Annotated in this window: 9 protein-coding genes; 1 reads left to right on the forward strand and 8 read right to left on the reverse strand. The window is 65.6% G+C overall.

Annotated elements, in window-relative coordinates; all coding sequences use genetic code 11:
• Positions 1–7: 7 nt before the first annotated feature.
• The 8 genes from DK261_RS26320 to DK261_RS26355 form a co-directional block, all read right to left on the reverse strand.
• Positions 8–1,423 (reverse strand): DHA2 family efflux MFS transporter permease subunit, encoded by a 1,416-nt coding sequence (locus DK261_RS26320; protein WP_110176856.1) that lies wholly within the window; start codon positions 1,421–1,423, stop codon positions 8–10.
• On the reverse strand, positions 1,420–2,640 hold the full coding sequence (locus DK261_RS26325) for a type III PLP-dependent enzyme (RefSeq protein WP_110176858.1): 1,221 nt from the start codon (positions 2,638–2,640) through the stop codon (positions 1,420–1,422). Before DK261_RS26325 ends, DK261_RS26320 begins: the two co-directional genes overlap by 4 nt.
• Entirely contained in the window at positions 2,633–4,432 is a 1,800-nt protein-coding gene (locus DK261_RS26330) for an IucA/IucC family siderophore biosynthesis protein (RefSeq protein ID WP_110176860.1), read from the reverse strand. Before DK261_RS26330 ends, DK261_RS26325 begins: the two co-directional genes overlap by 8 nt.
• A 221-nt stretch (positions 4,433–4,653) precedes the next feature.
• Positions 4,654–6,030: a diaminobutyrate--2-oxoglutarate transaminase gene (locus DK261_RS26335; protein ID WP_101284144.1), complete on the reverse strand. Its 1,377-nt coding sequence runs from the start codon at positions 6,028–6,030 to the stop codon at positions 4,654–4,656.
• 362 nt (positions 6,031–6,392) lie between these two features.
• Positions 6,393–8,816, reverse strand: a complete 2,424-nt coding sequence (locus DK261_RS26340; RefSeq protein WP_110176862.1) for a TonB-dependent receptor — start codon at positions 8,814–8,816, stop codon at positions 6,393–6,395.
• A gap of 68 nt (positions 8,817–8,884) precedes the next feature.
• On the reverse strand, positions 8,885–9,859 hold the full coding sequence (locus tag DK261_RS26345) for a FecR domain-containing protein (RefSeq protein WP_110176864.1): 975 nt from the start codon (positions 9,857–9,859) through the stop codon (positions 8,885–8,887).
• Entirely contained in the window at positions 9,859–10,368 is a 510-nt protein-coding gene (locus tag DK261_RS26350) for a sigma-70 family RNA polymerase sigma factor (RefSeq protein ID WP_007925423.1), read from the reverse strand. The genes DK261_RS26345 and DK261_RS26350 overlap by 1 nt, the downstream gene beginning before the upstream one ends.
• Before the next feature lie 228 nt (positions 10,369–10,596).
• Positions 10,597–12,741, reverse strand: coding sequence for a phosphocholine-specific phospholipase C (locus DK261_RS26355; RefSeq protein WP_110176866.1), 2,145 nt, complete (start codon positions 12,739–12,741; stop codon positions 10,597–10,599).
• A gap of 289 nt (positions 12,742–13,030) precedes the next feature.
• Here DK261_RS26355 and DK261_RS26360 point away from each other — a divergent pair, with 289 nt between their 5' ends.
• On the forward strand, positions 13,031–15,739 hold the full coding sequence (locus DK261_RS26360; protein ID WP_110176869.1) for a hypothetical protein: 2,709 nt from the start codon (positions 13,031–13,033) through the stop codon (positions 15,737–15,739).
• Positions 15,740–15,752 lie beyond the last annotated feature (13 nt).

Genomic DNA, 15,752 nt, shown 5'->3' on the forward strand with positions numbered 1-15,752 from the left:
AGAAGGGTTAACGGTGTTCGAGCGCGCCGGGCACTGCCTCGGCGGTCTCGTCGGAAAGGGGGAAACGCCAGGCACAGGGCAGTGCCAGCAGGATCAGCAGGCCGGTGACCACGAACACTTCGCTGATGGCGCCTGACATGCCTGCCTGGGCCTGCGAACCACCGTCAACCAGACGGAATTCCAGCCACAGCGAGGCGATGACGATGGCCAGGGACGACACCAGGCGCCGCGAGATGTTGTTCATCGCCGCGCCCTGGGTGACCATCGGCTCGGGCAAGGCATTCAGCCCGGCGGTGGTCACCGGCATATAGGACAGGCCCAGGCCGGCGCCGCGCAGCATCATCAGCACGAACACCAGGCCGATCGCCGCATCGGCCCGGAGCAGGCCCAGGGCCAGGGTCGACAGGCCGGTCAGCAGCAAGCCAATGGATACCACCAGCCGCGGCCCGTGGCGATCCAGGGCGCTGCCGCCCATGCGCCCGAACAGGCTGGCGAACACCGCGGTGCACAGCAGCGCCAGGCCGGTCCAAAGGGCGCTGTAGCCGAGCACCGTCTGCACCAGCAACGGCAGCAGCACCAGGCACTCGAACATGCCCACCGATTGCACCACGGCGATGATCACGCTCAGGCGATAACCGCGCAGGGCGAAGATCCGCAGGTTGAGCAACGGCGCCTCGCGGCGCAGCTCCAGGCGGACAAAGGCCACCAGGCACAGCAGCGCCACCAGCAGCATCCCCAGGTTTATAGGGTCAACCAGCCCGGCGGCATGGTGCAGGCGGCTGATGGCGATCATCAGCAGGCCGATGCCCGAGGCGATCAGCAGGTAGCCGGCCAGGTCGAACGGCTTGCGTTCGGCCGGTTCGGCAGCCGGCAGGACCGCAAGGCCCATCAGCAGCGCGACGACACCGATCGGCACGTTCATCAAGAACAGCGAGCGCCAGCTGAACCACTCCAGCAGCAGGCTGCCGCACAGCGGGCCCACCGCCGGCGCGAGCATCACCGCCGCGCCCCACAGGCCGGTGACCCGGCCGCGCTCGTCCTTGGCGTACACCGAGAAGATGATCGCCAGGGACAGCGGGATCATCAGGCCGCTGGCGATCCCCTGCACCACCCGCGCGGTGATCACCAGGGCAATCGAATCGGCCAATGCACCGAGCAGCGAACCGCCGATGAACAGCGCCACGCCCCACAGGTACAGGCGCCGGCGGCCCAGGCGCTGGCTGAGGAAACTGGTGAGCGGCATGGTCATGCCCATGCTGGTCATGAAGGCCGCGACTATCCAGGTGGCCATCAGCGGGCCGATGGCGAAGGCTTCCATGAACGCCGGCAGCGCCGGGTTCAACGAGCTGTTGTTGAGGCTGACGGTCAGGGTGCCGAGCAGCACGTTGACCACCACCCAGCTACGCGGTGCGTTGAAGCTCACAGCGCGGCTCCTTCGAGCAATTCACCCTGGCGCAGGAAGTGCTGCGCCGGCCGTGGATGGCAGAGGAAATCGGCGTGGGAAATGTTGTAGCCATAGGCCCCGGCCATCGGCAGCACCAGCAGGTCACCGACGCTGACGCCCCTGAGCGGCTGGGCCCGGCTCAGCACATCCTTGGGCGTGCACAGCTGGCCGACCACGGTCCAGGCCTGCTCCGCGGTGTGCGCCGGCTGCGGCGTGCGCGGCAGGTGAATCAACGGGTGGTTGTGGCTCTGCGCCGCGGGCAGGCGGAATTGGTGGGTGCCGCCGCGGCACACCAGGAAGTGCTCGCCATGGCTGGTCTTGGTGTCCAGCACCTCGATCACGTAGTAACCGCAGAAGGCACTGATAAAGCGCCCCGGCTCGAAGCGCAAGATCGGTGCCTGATCGCCCTGCTCCCCTAGCCGGCGTTCCAGGTAGCGGCACAGGCGCTGCCAGTCGAATTGCTGGCCACTGAGGTAATCGACGCCGATGCCGCCGCCGACATTCAGGTGGGTCAGTTGCTCGGGGTGCGCCGCCAGGGCCCTCCACAGCGGCCAGCGTTGCAGATAGAAATCCAGCAACTGCTCATGGCGCTCCACCGACTGCTGGTGGGACATGGCGTGCACATGGAAACCCTTGAGGCGCAGATGGCTGGCCCGCTCAACTCTTTGCACGGCCTCGGCCAGTTCCGCCTCGTCGATGCCGAACGGCGTGGCGGTGCCGGCCATGGCCAGCCGGCTCGACTGGTTCTGCGGCAACTGCGGGTTGATGCGGATGAATACCGGCTGCACCCGCCCCGCTTCCACGGCCAGGCGTTGCAGGCGCTCGATCTCGTTGAGGCTTTCCAGGTGCACCGCTTCCACCTGATGGGCCAGGGCCGCGCGCAGGTCGGAATCGAGCTTGCCGGGGCCGGAAAACACATAGGGCTTGCGGGTCGGACAGGCCACCACCCGCTCGATCTCGCCGCCCGAGGAAATCTCGAAACCGCTGACCAGCGGGGCCAGCGCCGCCAGCACCGGCGCCTCGCTGTTGGCCTTGATCGCGTAATACAGCTCGACCCCGGCCGGCAACGCCGCCATCACCTGGCGCACATGGGCCTGCAAGGCATCCAGATCGTAGATAAAGGCCGCCAGCGGATCGGCACTGCCGGCCCGGGCCTGGTCGATGGCGTTCAGGACTGCCTGGGACAACTCAGCCATAACGGGCCTCCTCGCTCCACGGCGAGCTCAGGTTGACGTAGCCGGCCTGGCGGTCGGCCTTGGCGGCCAGGCGCACCTTGAGGTTGGTCTTGCAGGCGATTGGCTGGCCGGCGATCAGCGCGTCCAGCTCCGGTGCCGGGCGTACCAGCTCGTCACGGATGCGCCGCAGTTGCTGCTCGACCCGCTGCCACATCAGCGGCGCCAGGTGCGGGCGTTCCCAGCTCAGGGCCAGCACCGCTTCCGACAGGTTGTTGATCAGCAGGCAGTAAGTAATGCGGCTCCAGCCCTGCTCGCGGGAATACAGCAGCGACTGGCGTACCCGCGGGTGCAGGCCGATCTCGATCTGCGCCATGCCCAGCTCATCGGTGAGCTTGACCCCCTCGAAATCCCGCAACAGCAGCTGTTGCGGCTGGCCCTGGTCGTGGATCAGCACGCTGTTCTGCAGGTGCGGCTCCATCACCACGCCGTGGTTGAAGAACAGCGCCAGCACCGGCCGCAGCAGCAGCGCCTGGTACTGGTCGAACCAGTCCACCAGTTGTTCGTCCGCCAGCTCGCGGGCATTGAAGCCTTGCAGGAAGTCATGCACCAGCGGCCGCGAATGGATGTCGCGGGCAAACAGGGTGCCGGCCATCACGCTGCGCTCGGCGCCGGCGCGGCGGCAGAAGTTCTCCCGCAGGATCGCCCCGGTCTGTTCGCGGAACCAGTGGGCATCGGCCTCGCTGGCGTGCAGCGGCGCCCAGCTCATGGAACCCGGCTCGGCCACCGCCGACAGCCCGCCCAAGGTCTCGGCCTGGGTCCGCTGCAGGCGCTGGAACAGCTGGTCGATGATCAGTGTGCTTTCCAGCTCGTACCAGGCGTTCTTGCGCACGCAATTGGTGATGCGCACGTTCAGCGAGCCCTTGATGAAAAAGTCGTGGTCCTCGATGTACCAGGTGCGCATCGACGCCGTCGGGCTGGCGAGCGGCCCAGTCGGCCCGTGGTCGACCACCTCGCCCAGTTCCAGCAGGCGCTGCACCCGGCGGTCCTGCATGAACAGCTCGGCCTGCACCGGGTGCATGCAGATCATCGCGTGCCCCGGGCGCGCCCGGCCCTGGTCGGCGAAACCGGCCATCACCTGCTCCTCGCTGAGGCCGCTGGCGGTCACCCGCAAACCCTGGCGCGGCACCTCGAACAGGTGCAGCGCGGTCTCGGCCTGGAATTCCGGGGCGTAGGTTTCCTGGGCCAGGTGCGCCGGCCACAGCCGCGCCTTGGGCGCCGGGTGGTTGGGGTGGCCGAACCACAGGCCCTGCTCGCTGGCCAGGTAGCCACTGAGTGGCGCCGGGCCCTGGCCGTCCATGTTGTGGGCGACGATGGCGGCGGTCAGCAGCTGGCTTTGCAGGACCTGGTCCAGCAGCTCGTCGTTGCTGGCCCGGGTCATGTGTTCGCAGGCGCCGAGCAGTTGCTCGACGAACTCGGCAAAGGCCAGGCAACGCCAGGTCTCGCCCTCGCGCCGGGCGTACACGTCCGACAGGTAACGATGGCTGCCCAGGTGGTCGCGGCGATCGACCATAACGAAGAACTGCTGCTGGTTGGGCAGGTCAATGGTCAGCGGGATGCCCTTCCATTCCAGGCCGTCCAGGTAACTGCCGGGGGCAATGCCCTGCATCTGCGTCGGCCAGCTGTAACTGAGGCAATTTTCCGGCAAGGCGAACTCTTTGATCAGGCAATTGAGCAAGGCGCGTGTGGTCGCCAGTTCACTGACCATCTTCGACAAAACATGCTTTGATAAAACATCGCGATCTGAATAATTCATAGGTGCTCCACAGTAGCCCGTGCGGTCACTGGCTGCGTAATGTCGCGGCAAATGGTTAGTTGCTCTTCGGCCACACTGAAAAGCCGACAGATACCCGTCGGACGAAATCGTCCGCTTACACTTTCAAATAAAACTTTTCATCTGACAGTTTTCTGCCAGGAACTTAAAGTGTGAAAAACGACACACTTTTATCGACTTCGGTTAATCCCCGAAACAGCCCTTCAAGAACGGGTTTGCAATAAAGCGTCCGCCACCGCGCGGGTAAACCGCTGGATAACCTGCTGGCACTGTTCGTCGTCGATGACCAGCGGCGGCAACAGGCGAATCACGTTGCCCCGGCGTCCGCCGCGCTCCAGCAGCAGGCCCTGTTTGAAGCAGTGCTGCTGGATGGCCACGGCCAGGCTCGGGTCCGACGGGAAATGCCCGTGACGGTCGGCCGGCTGGCGCTCGTCGACGATCTCGATGCCCAGCATCAGGCCGCGCCCGCGCACCTGGCCCAGGGCCGGATAGTTCTGTTGCAAGGCCATCAATTGCTCCTTGAGCCACTGCCCGCGGCGCTCGGCCAGGGCCGCGATGTTCTGCTCGCGCAGCACCTGCAGGGTCGCCAGGCCCGCGGCCATGGCCATCTGGTTGCCGCGGAAGGTGCCGGCGTGGTTGCCCGGCTCCCAGGCATCGAACTCGCGCTTGATGCCCAGCACCGCCATCGGCAGGCCGCCGCCCACCGCCTTGGACATGACGATCATGTCCGGCTCGATGCCGGCGTGCTCGAAGGCGAACATCTTGCCGGTGCGGGCAAAACCGGCCTGCACTTCGTCGAGGATCAGCACGATGCCGTGCTTGCGGGTCACTTCGCGGATCGCCCGCAGCCAGCTGGCCGGCGCGCAGTTGACCCCGCCCTCGCCCTGCACGGCCTCGAGAATCACCGCCGCCGGCAAGGACACGCCGCTTTCCACGTCCTCGATGAACTGGCTGAAGTAATGGGTCAGCGCCTCGACCCCGGCTTCGCCGCCGATGCCCAGGGGGCAACGGTATTCGTGGGGGTACGGCATGAACTGCACCCCCGGCATCAGGCCGGCGATGGCGTTCTTCGGCGCGGTATTGCCGGTCAGCGCCAGGGCGCCGTGGGTCATGCCGTGGTAGGCCCCGGAGAAACTGATGACGTTGTGCCGCCCAGTGTGGGTCTTGGCCAGTTTCAGCGCCGCTTCCACCGCGTCCGCCCCCGACGGCCCGCAGAATTGCAGGCAGTAGTCGCGCCCCTGGCCCGGCAGCAGGCTGAGCAGGGTTTCGCTGAAGGCGTCCTTGACCGCGGTGGTCAGGTCCAGGGTGTGCATGGGCAGGCCCGAGGCCAGGAAGCTGTCGAGGCTGGCCATGATCGCCGGGTGGTTGTGCCCCAGGGCCAGGGTGCCGGCGCCGGCCAGGCAATCCAGGTAGGTCTTGCCTTCGACGTCGGTGACCCAGACCCCGTGTGCCTTGGCGATGGCCAGCGGCAACTTGCGCGGATAACTGCGCACATTGGATTCGAACTTGCCTTGCCGGGCCAGATAGTCGGCATTGGTTTTTTGCAGAGGACTAGTGCGCAATATGCCATCATTCAACATCTGTTCACCCTCGTTAAATTCGACATGCAAATTATTATCATTAATAAAAAGGTGCAACTGCTTATTCGAACTTATTTGGAAATTTACATAGCACTTCCAGGCATAAGTTAAATAGCGCGCACACGCCAACAACCAAGTTGATAAACCTGGGAAAAGTCATTAACGATGCCATGAGTTAGCCATGTTATTGCCATCTTCCTGACAACTTCGTTAGTTGCCATTAAATGGCCAATACCTCATTCAAGAGGCCGGCAAGTTCATCATGTAATAACGGGCATACATCCTTCCTCGACCGGGGAACCGGTCATGGCCGATCGATACGGCGGCGCGCCCTTCCCTGTGGCGCTTGTCCGCATCGCTTCTCAGAAACCTACGGTTGCCGAGAGCAACAGGGTCCGTGGCGTCGCCAGGGTCAAGCCCGGCTCGCTGTCGTCCGAGGCCCCCGCCGAACTCCAGTAACGCTTGTCCAGCACGTTCTCGACATTGGCGCGCAAGGTGATGTCCTTGTCGTCGAGCTTGAATGCGTAGCGCGCACCCAGGTCGAAGCGCTCCCAGGAATCGATTTCCTTGCTGTTGGCCTGGTCCAGGTACTGCGAGCTGGAATAGATGCCGCGAGCGGTCAGGGTCAGGCCCTGGACCTTCGGCACATCCCACTCGGCGCCCAGGTTGACGTTGTACTTCGGCGTGGCCGGCGCGCGGTTGCCGTCGAAGGTGCCGTTGGTGGTGTCCTTCAGTTCGCTGTCGATGTACATCACCCCGCCCAGCAGGCGGAAGCCCTTGAGCGGCTCGCCGAACACGCTCAACTCGACGCCGTCGTTCTGGCGCTTGCCGTTCGGGCCGAAGACCCGGGTGGTGGCGTTGGTCTCGTAGGCCGGCTGCTTGATGCGGAACACCGCGGCGGTCAGGGCGAACGCCCCGGCGTCGTACTTGGCGCCGGCCTCGACCTGGCGGCTGATGAACGGCGGGAAGATTTCGTCTTCGTTGATCGAGGTCGACGGCGCGATCTTGCCCTGGCTCAGGCCTTCCATGTAGTTGACGTACAGCGACAACTGGTCGGTGGCCTTGAACAGCAGGCCGCCCGAAGGCGAGACCTTTTCCTCGTCGTAGGCGGTGTCGCCTTTGACGCCGTCGCTCCAGTCGTCGACCTTGACCCGCTGCCAGCGCGCGCCGAGGGTCAGCAGCAGGCGGTCATCGAAGAAGCCCAGGGTGTCGGACAGCGCCACGCCGCTGAAGCGGTTCTCGGTGTAGACCTTGGGGTCCAAACGCGTCGGCCGCGACGGGGTCGGCGTCGGCCGCGGGTTGTAGAGGTTGCTGGGGGACGCGGCATAGCGCGCGCCGCCGTTTTCGAAATCCATGTAGAAGTAGCTGGCCGCCAGGTTGACCTCATGGCTTACCGGGCCGGTATGGAACCAGCTGCGCACGCCCGCCGTGGTGGTGCGCACGTTTTCGTCGCGGGTGAAGTCGCGGGGCTGGACGCTGAAGTCGCCAGCGTCGTTGGTGATCGACACCGCATGACGGAGGAAGTCGTGGTTGCTTTTGCGCGCGCCGACGCCGCCGTACAGCATGATCGAATCATTGACGTCGTATTCGGCGTTGACCGTGCCAAAGGTGTCCTTGGTCCGCGCCTTGCTCCAGGACTGCGCATAGTTGTGTCGCACATCGTCGGCGTCCGGCACCTTGGCGTTGGCGCCGATCTGCACCCGCTCCTGGGGCGCGTCGGTATCGCGCTCGGTGTGGCCGATGTCCGTCGACAGGCGCAGGCGTTCGCCACGGAAGTCCAGGCCCAGCACCGCCATCTCGCGGTCGACGCTCTGGTGATCCCACTGGGTGTCGCCGGACTGCTTGACCGCGTTCAGGCGCACGCCGAACTTGTTGTCCTCGCCGAAGCGCCGGCCGATGTCCACCGCGCCGCCGACCTGGCTGTCGGAGGCGTAGCTGCCGGTGAGTTCGGTGATCGGCTTGTCGGTGGCGCGCTTGGGCACCACGTTGATCCCGCCGCCGACGCTGCCCCGCGGCGAGATGCCGTTGATCAGCTGGGTCGGGCCCTTGAGGATGTCCACCCGGTCGGCCATTTCCATGTCGATGGTGTAGGTCGGCAGCACGCCGTACAGGCCGTTGTAGGCGACATCGCTGTTGAACAGGCTGAAGCCGCGGATGGTGAACTGCTCGTAGCGGCCGCCCGCCGGGTTGGTGGCACGCACCGAGGGGTCACTGGCGATCAGGTCGCCGAGGGTCCGCGCCTGCTGGTTCTTCACCACCTCGCTGGTGTAGGTGGTCATGCTGAACGGCGTTTCCATGAAGTCCTTCGAGCCCAGCAGGCCCTGGGAACCCCGGCGCGCCACCTGGCCGCCGGCGAAGACGTCGCTGTCGGTCGCGCCGCTGGCACCGAGAATCGAGGTCGGCGCCAGTTGCAGGCTGCCGCCTTGCGGCGCCGGGGTGAGGATATAAGCCTGCTCGCCCACCGGTTGCAGTTGCAGGCCGGAACCTTGCAGCAAACGGGCAAAGCCCTCTTCCACCCCGTACTCGCCGGACAGCCCGCTACTGTTGCGCCCGCTGACCAGCTGCGGGTCCACCGACAGGTTGACCCCCGCCAGGCCGGCGAAACGGGTCAGCGCGGCGCTCAGCGGGCCGGCCGGCACCTGATAGCTGCGCCGCGCGGCATCGTCGGCCCAGCTGGCCTGGATGAAGAACGGACTGGAACTGAGGGACAGCATGAGGCCCAAGTGCAACAACGGGCGCAGGCCGGGGGCAACCGGGCGCAAACGGTAAGGCAATACTGCGGGCATGGGAGGAAGCTCTCGTTTTTTGTTCACTTACCTGGAATGACCGGCGAGGCGAAAAAAAGGGACAGGCTTCAGCCAATATTTTTTGGCGGGGTGTTTTTCGGCTGGCTTTTCTGCGGGATCAGCGTCACCCAGTAGCGGGTGCGCGAATGCACTTGCAGCGGCAGGCTGGCGGCCAGCAGCGACAGCACGCGGTCGGTGTTGTCGAGACGGAAGCTGCCGGTGACGCGCAGGGCTTCCAGTTCCGGTTCCCAGCGCAGCAGGCCCGGACGATAGCGGCTCAGCTCGCGCAGGAAGTCCCCCAGCGGCTGGTTCTGCGCCATCAGCACACCGTCGCGCCAGCTTGGCAGTTGCGCGTCGAAGGCATCGATCTGGCCGACGCCCTCCGCGCGCAGCCGGACCCACTGGCCTTCGCGCAACACCAGTTGCGGCCCGAACAAGGGTTGCAGCTGAACCGAGCCGCTGACCACCGACACCCGGCAATCGTGCTCGTTGAGGCGCACGCAGACTTCGCTGCGGCTGACGATGATGCGCCCGTAACGCGCCTGGATGGTCAGCGGCGCGCTGCCCGCCACCTTGAGCGCCATCTCGCCGCGCACCAGGGTCACTTGCCGCGCACCCAGGTCGACGTTGACTGCGCTGGCGGTGTTCAACTGCAAGGAGCTGCCATCGGCCAGGGGCACTGTGCGGTGTTCACCGGTGCCGGTCTGCAGGTCGGCGCGCCATACGTCCAGCGATAGCTGGCGGGTCAGCAGCCAGGCGGTCGGCACCAGTGCGGCGACGCCGAGGGCGCGCTTGAGTACCGCGCGCCGCGACGGCTCGGGACGATCCAGGGTGGCCAGCGCCAGGGCCGACGGCAGCGCGGAGAAACGCTGGCGCAGCTGCTGCGCCTTCTGCCAGGCGCTTTCGTGACGGCTGTTGCTGTTGCGCCAGTGCTGCAAGCGGGCGTGATCGTCGGCGTTGGCCGCGCCGGATTCCAGCAGCGCCAGCCACTGGGCCGCGGCGCGGGCCACTTCGCGGGTTTCGCTGGACGGCGCCGAGCGCATCACAGTTCCACCAGCAGGCAGTGTTCGTAGGCCTGGGCCATGTAGCGCTTGACGGTGCGTTCCGAGACGTCGAGGCGTTCGGCGATCTCGCGGTAGCCCAGCCCTTCCAGCTGGCTCCAGAGAAATGCCCGGCGCACCAGGGGCGGCAGGCCATCGAGCAGTTCGTCGAGGGCTTGCAGGGTTTCCAGCAGCACCCAGCGCTGTTCCGGGGACGGCACGCTGTCTTCGGGCAGGCTGGCCAGCGCGTCCAGGTAGGCCTGTTCGAGTTTGCGCCGGGTATAGAAGTTGCTCAGCAGGCGCTTGCCGACGGTCACCAGGTAGGCCCGCGGCTCGCGCAGGTCGACCAGTTGCTGGGAGCTGGTGAGCACGCGCAGGAAGGTGTCCTGGCTCAGGTCCGCCGCATCCCAGGCGTTGCCCATGCGCTGGCGCAACCAACTCTCGAGCCAGCTTCGATGGTCGCGGTACAGGGCATGTAGGCTTTGCTCCGGTGGCGTCGCTGCTTCAATCATGTCAAGAGCCCTGCGCGAAGGATTATTCAAATGAGACTGATTCTAATTAATATTCATAAGGCAAACCAAGTCCTTTCGTGTGATACGCGTCTAGTTTTCATCTGACGGGGAAAATCGGCGGGCGCCCTGGGACCATGGTCCCAGGGGCATGCAGCGTTCCAGGCGCAGGGCCTGGTCGGGGGCTGGAACAGCGCCCGGCCCCTTGCGGGCCGGGCACGGGTGCGTGGGTTACACGCCCATCAACGGGTCGCTGATGCTGTGGGCACCGGTTTCCAGGCGCCCGGCCAGGCGGCGCAGCCAGCCGCCCTCGGCACGCACGGTCAGGTCGTACCAGCCGCCGCTGGCCTGGCAGGCGAACATCTGGTGGATCTCGCTGCGCCCGGGCACGTCGAAGCGCCATGGCCCCTGATGGGTGTAGGGGCAACGGTCGATGGTAATCGACACCGGCTCCTTGCCCGGGTTGCTCAGGGTCAGCTGCAGGTTGTTGCCGCGGCTGAACATCGACACCTCGGGCTGACGCTCCAGCAGGTTGCCGTGGAAGCTGCGGTGGAAACCGTTGGGCCCCAGCAGCCACAGCTTGTAGTGCCCGGCGGTCTGCCAGCTGTCCTTGAGCTGCTTGCCCGCCTCCACCGTATAACGACGGGGAATGTCCAGCAGGTGCAGGCGATCGTAGACATGGAACACCGCGCCCTGCTCCCCGCTGTTCTGCAGGCTCAGGGTCAGGCTCAACGCCTTGCGCTTGGCCTTGGCCTCGACATTCAGCCGATACGGCAAGGCTCGTGACGGCCGGGCCACGCGCTGCTGCTGCGGCAGTTGCTGGCGGCTGGCGTCCGGCAGCGGCACCTGGGCCAGTTGTTCCTGGCGCTGGCGCAGCAGGTCCGCGGCCTGGCGGGTGGTGGTGTGCAGCGGCGGGAGGACTTCACTGTTGGGATTGACGAAGTTGAAGGCCGAGGTCAGGTCGCCGCACACCGCGCGGCGCCAGGCACTGATGTTCGGCTCGCGCACGCCGAAGCGCTTCTCGAGAAATTGCAGGACCGAGGTGTGGTCGAACGCCTGGGAGTTGACCCAGCCGCCACGGCTCCACGGCGACAGCACCAGCATCGGCACCCTAGGGCCCGGGCCGTAGATACCGCCGTCCGGGCGCGGTTGCTGGGTGGTCCCCGGTGGCGCCGGGTGGGTGAACACCTCGCTGTCGAAATCCACCGTCGACTTGCCGGCGAAGCTGCCGTCCAGGCGGCGTGAAGGCGCCGAGGGCGAAGGCACATGGTCGAAGAAACCGTCGTTCTCGTCGTAGTTGACCAGCAGCACGGTCTTGCTCCAGACCTCGGGGTTGTCGGTCAGCGCCTTGAGGATTTCCTGGGTGAACCAGCCGCCCTGCACCGGGCTCGACGGCCCCGGGTGCTCGGAATAGGTGGCCGGCGCGACGATCCAGCTGACCTTGGGCAGCTTGCCCTGCTGCACATCGTTGCGAAACCCCGCGATCATGCCCTCCAGGTCGCTGCCGCTGCGGGCCGGCAAGGTGTTGCCATTGCCCTTGTACAGCGGCACCCGGGCATTCAGCGCGTCGCTGTAAGGCACGAAGGCGGTGAAGTCTTCCGGCGGCTGCGCCGGGTTGCCGGCCGCCACGCTGGCGCGGCGGTACTGGCGGAAACCGGCCAGCGGGTTGTCGCCGAAGTTGTCCGGCAGGTACTGGTAGATCTTCCAGCTGACGCCCCGCTCTTCCAGGCGCTCGGGGTAGGTTTTCCAGGTGTAGCCGACGTCCACCGCGCCCGGGCCGTCCCATTCGTTGACCACCGCGGCCACGTTGGCCCCGGTCGGACCATTGGTGCCGGTCCAGTGGAACAGGCGGTTGGGGTTGGTCCCGGCGTGCACCGAACAGTGGTAGGCATCGCACAGGGTGAAGGTGTTGGCCAGGGCGAACTGGAACGGCAGCTCCTGTTCGCGGTAGTAGCCCATGGAGGTGTTGGTCTTGAAGGTCGGCCAGGCGCTCATGCGCCCGCTGCCCCAGGCCGCGTGCTCGTCGATCCACGAATGCGGCGTGCCGTTGACCCGCTGCGCGTTGCCCCGCGAGCTGTCCAGGTGATACGGCAGCACCACGCGCCCGACGCCCTGCTGCTCCCACACCGAACGCTTGCCGGGCAGCGGGATGGTGAAGCGATCGCTGAAACCGCGGACCCCGGGCAAGGTGCCGAAGTAATGGTCGAAGGAGCGGTTTTCCTGCATCAGGATCACCACGTGCTCGACGTCGCGAATGGTGCCGGTGCGGTTGTTGGCGGGGATCGCCAGGGCCTGGCGGATGGAGTCTGGCAGTAAGGTAAAGGCCGATCCGATGGCGGCGGCCTGCATGAGCTTCCTGCGAGTGAGAGTAGGCATACGCGGTTGAATTCCTTGAAGTTACAGGGCGGGAAATAGCGACCCACGCAAAGTAGTGACCTCAAGTAACAAGCAAGTTACACGGCGGTTGCAGGCCGGGGTCAAGGCATTCATTGATCCTGATACAGCCGCATTAACCCTCTAAGCCTATGATTTTTAATTACATTTCTAAATAAAGAATATTTCGTGAACTTCATCCAGAGTTGCTCCTTGTATTCGGAAAAATCTGACGGCGTTCTGCTTTAATCCTATATGCACAATGCCACTATTTGATTTGCAAGGAGCAATCATGGACTCGACCCAGCACTACGAGGGGGAAAGGAAGCGCATCGAGAACCGCCGTGCCGCATTGGGTCTCAAATACCTTCCCGCGCCGGACGGCCAGCCCCTCAAGACCTGGGGCCTGGCGCTGTCCGGCGGCGGCATCCGCAGCGCCACCTTTTGCCTGGGAGTGCTGCAGGCGATGGCCCGGGCCAACGCGCCGGAACAGGCCAACCCACGCAAGTCGAGAACAGCGCAAGACAACCTCACCACCACCCTGCTGCCGCGTTTCGACTACCTCTCCACGGTCAGCGGCGGCGGTTATATCGGCAGTTTCTTCTCCAGCCTGTTCATCCCCAATCGCCTGCGCCGCGAGCAGGCCCAGGAGCGCGCCGAAGCCTCACACCTGTCGCCCGCCCAGCAAGCGGCCAGGACCGCCGCGATCAACGCCTATGAGGTGCTGCACTACGAGCCGCCGGGACGCATCAGCACCGCCATCGACTTTTCCAGCGAAAAAGACATCGGCAAGGGCCCCACCGCCTGGCTCCGGGAGAACGGCCGCTACCTGACCCCGACCGGTTCGGGGGACGCGCTCTACGCCCTGGCGATCACCTGGCGCAACTGGCTGTCGCTGCACTTCGTCATCGGCATGCCGATCGTCCTGCTGCTGTCGTTGCTGATGCTGTTGCAGGTGGAGTACCTGCCCAATCTGTTCCTGCTGCCCGGCGCGCTGTTCATCCTCGGCTTGCTGCCCTGCTGCCTGGCCTACTGGCTGGTGCTGCCGAAAAACAGCCTGAGCAATCCGCCGGCCCTGAGCAACCTGGCGGCCGCGGCCTGCACGGTGATGGCGCTGCTCTTCGTCGGTATCTGGGCGCTGCTGCAACAACCGGACGACAGGCCGAACGTGCGCTACCTGTTCCTCGGGTTCGCCGCCATCGCGCTGCTGGGCATCGTCTACGCCTGGCTGCTGATCTGGCACCTGAAGTACCGGACCCGCAAGGCCAACGACGAAGACGGGATCTTTACCGTGCGCAACTACCGGGTCGAGGTCACCCGGGTGCTGTCGCAGGTCATCATGGCCCTCGGCGCGCTGCTGTTCACCGCGTTCCTGGTGTCGCTGTCCGAAGCGATCTACCTGCACCTGCAGAGCCTGACCCAGGGCACCGTCGGCATCCTTGCGCTGCTGATCTGGCTGGTGCGCCGCCTGGCGCTGTTGCGCGACGAGAAGAGCCTGCCGGACTGGCTGCGCCTGCTGCCCCTGGAGGTCATGAGCCTGATCGGCGGCCTGCTGTTGCTGGCGGCGGTCTGCCTGGTGTGGATGCTGTTCGTTCTGTGGGTCACCGCCGATGGCGGTATCCGCCTGCAGGAAGACGGCTATGTGCTGCGGCTGGCCGTGCTGGCGGGTGTCGCGGCGGCCCTGACCTGGGTCAGCAGCCGCTTCGTCGGCTTCCTCAATACCTCGTCCTTGCAGTCCTACTACAGCGCCCGCCTGGTTCGCGCCTACATGGGCGCCACCAACGGCAAGCGCTTCGACGGCACGCCCGAGCAACGGCGCAAGCACATGAGCGTGGCCGAGCCGCTGAGCAACGACGACATCAGCGTCGAGCACTACTACGGCACGCCCAGCGCCGGCCCGCTGCACCTGATCAACGTGACCATGAACCTCACGGTCGACCCGGCCGAACAACTGGTGCAGCGCGATCGCAAAGGCAAGCCGCTGTGCCTGGCGCCGGGCAGCGTCAAGGGCGAAGGGAGCTTCATCCTCGACGGCAAGGTCTATCAGCGCGACGTGGACAACATCCCCGCTTCGGAAATCGCCTACCCGCTGACCATCGGCCAATGGATAGGCGTTTCCGGCGCGGCCTTCACCACCGGCCTGGGACGCGCCACCAGCCTCGGCATGTCGCTGCTGCTGGGCCTGGCCAACGTGCGCCTGGGCAACTGGTGGCCCAGCGGCTTTATCGAGGACAGGCCGGAAAAACCCAAGCAGTCCCTGGGCCTGAAGCTGTCGCACTGGCTACCGACCCAGACCTACCTGTTCTACGAATTGACCGCGCACTTCCATGGCCATCGGCGCGACTATCAGTACCTCTCCGACGGCGGCCACTTCGAGAACACCGCGGCCTACGAACTGCTGCGCGAGGCACGCCAGGTCGAGCTGATCGTGATGTGCGACTGTGGCTGCGACCCCGATTACCAGTTCGACGACCTGAGCAACCTCATCCGCCTGGCGCGCATCGACCATGGCCTGGAGATCAGGGAAGACACGCAGATCGCCGATGACGAGATGCTGGGCAAGGTGTTCGCGCGCATGGAGTACTTCAAGACCGCGCCTTCGCCGGCGGACCTGCATTGCGCGCTGCTGCTCAACGTCTACGCCTGCACCAAGCCAGACACCCTGATCAGCCGCATCCTGGTGCTCAAGCCACGGCTGATCGCCTCGGTATCGCCGGACGTGCAGAACTACGCGCTGATCAACCAGTCCTTCCCCAACCAGCCCACCGTCGACCAGTTCTTCGACGAAGCGCAGTTCGAGAGCTATCGCAAGCTCGGCTTGAGCATTGGCCAGGAAGTCTTCGGCAATGGGCTCAACGGCAATACCATCGCCCAGGCGCTGTGGCGCTACCTGCGCGAGCACCCTGAGGGAAGCGCGCACGAGGATGACCAGGCCAGGCCGCCGCGGCCGAGCCGCAACGGCCAGCGCCGCCCTTCGGCCGACCGCGATCCCCGCGCATGAGGCACGAAATGGC

It is taken from the genome of Pseudomonas sp. RW409 (assembly GCF_003184125.1).
GTDB classification, from domain to species: Bacteria; Pseudomonadota; Gammaproteobacteria; order Pseudomonadales; family Pseudomonadaceae; genus Aquipseudomonas; species Aquipseudomonas chlororaphis_I.

Coding starts and splice junctions, on each gene's coding strand:
- DK261_RS26355 (WP_110176866.1), bottom strand. CDS start 12,741: ATGCCTACTCTCACTCGCAGGAAGCTCATGCAGGCCGCCGCCATCGGA.
- DK261_RS26340 (WP_110176862.1), bottom strand. CDS start 8,816: ATGCCCGCAGTATTGCCTTACCGTTTGCGCCCGGTTGCCCCCGGCCTG.
- DK261_RS26330 (WP_110176860.1), bottom strand. CDS start 4,432: ATGAATTATTCAGATCGCGATGTTTTATCAAAGCATGTTTTGTCGAAG.
- DK261_RS26350 (WP_007925423.1), bottom strand. CDS start 10,368: ATGATTGAAGCAGCGACGCCACCGGAGCAAAGCCTACATGCCCTGTAC.
- DK261_RS26345 (WP_110176864.1), bottom strand. CDS start 9,859: ATGCGCTCGGCGCCGTCCAGCGAAACCCGCGAAGTGGCCCGCGCCGCG.
- DK261_RS26335 (WP_101284144.1), bottom strand. CDS start 6,030: ATGTTGAATGATGGCATATTGCGCACTAGTCCTCTGCAAAAAACCAAT.
- DK261_RS26325 (WP_110176858.1), bottom strand. CDS start 2,640: ATGGCTGAGTTGTCCCAGGCAGTCCTGAACGCCATCGACCAGGCCCGG.
- DK261_RS26360 (WP_110176869.1), top strand. CDS start 13,031: ATGGACTCGACCCAGCACTACGAGGGGGAAAGGAAGCGCATCGAGAAC.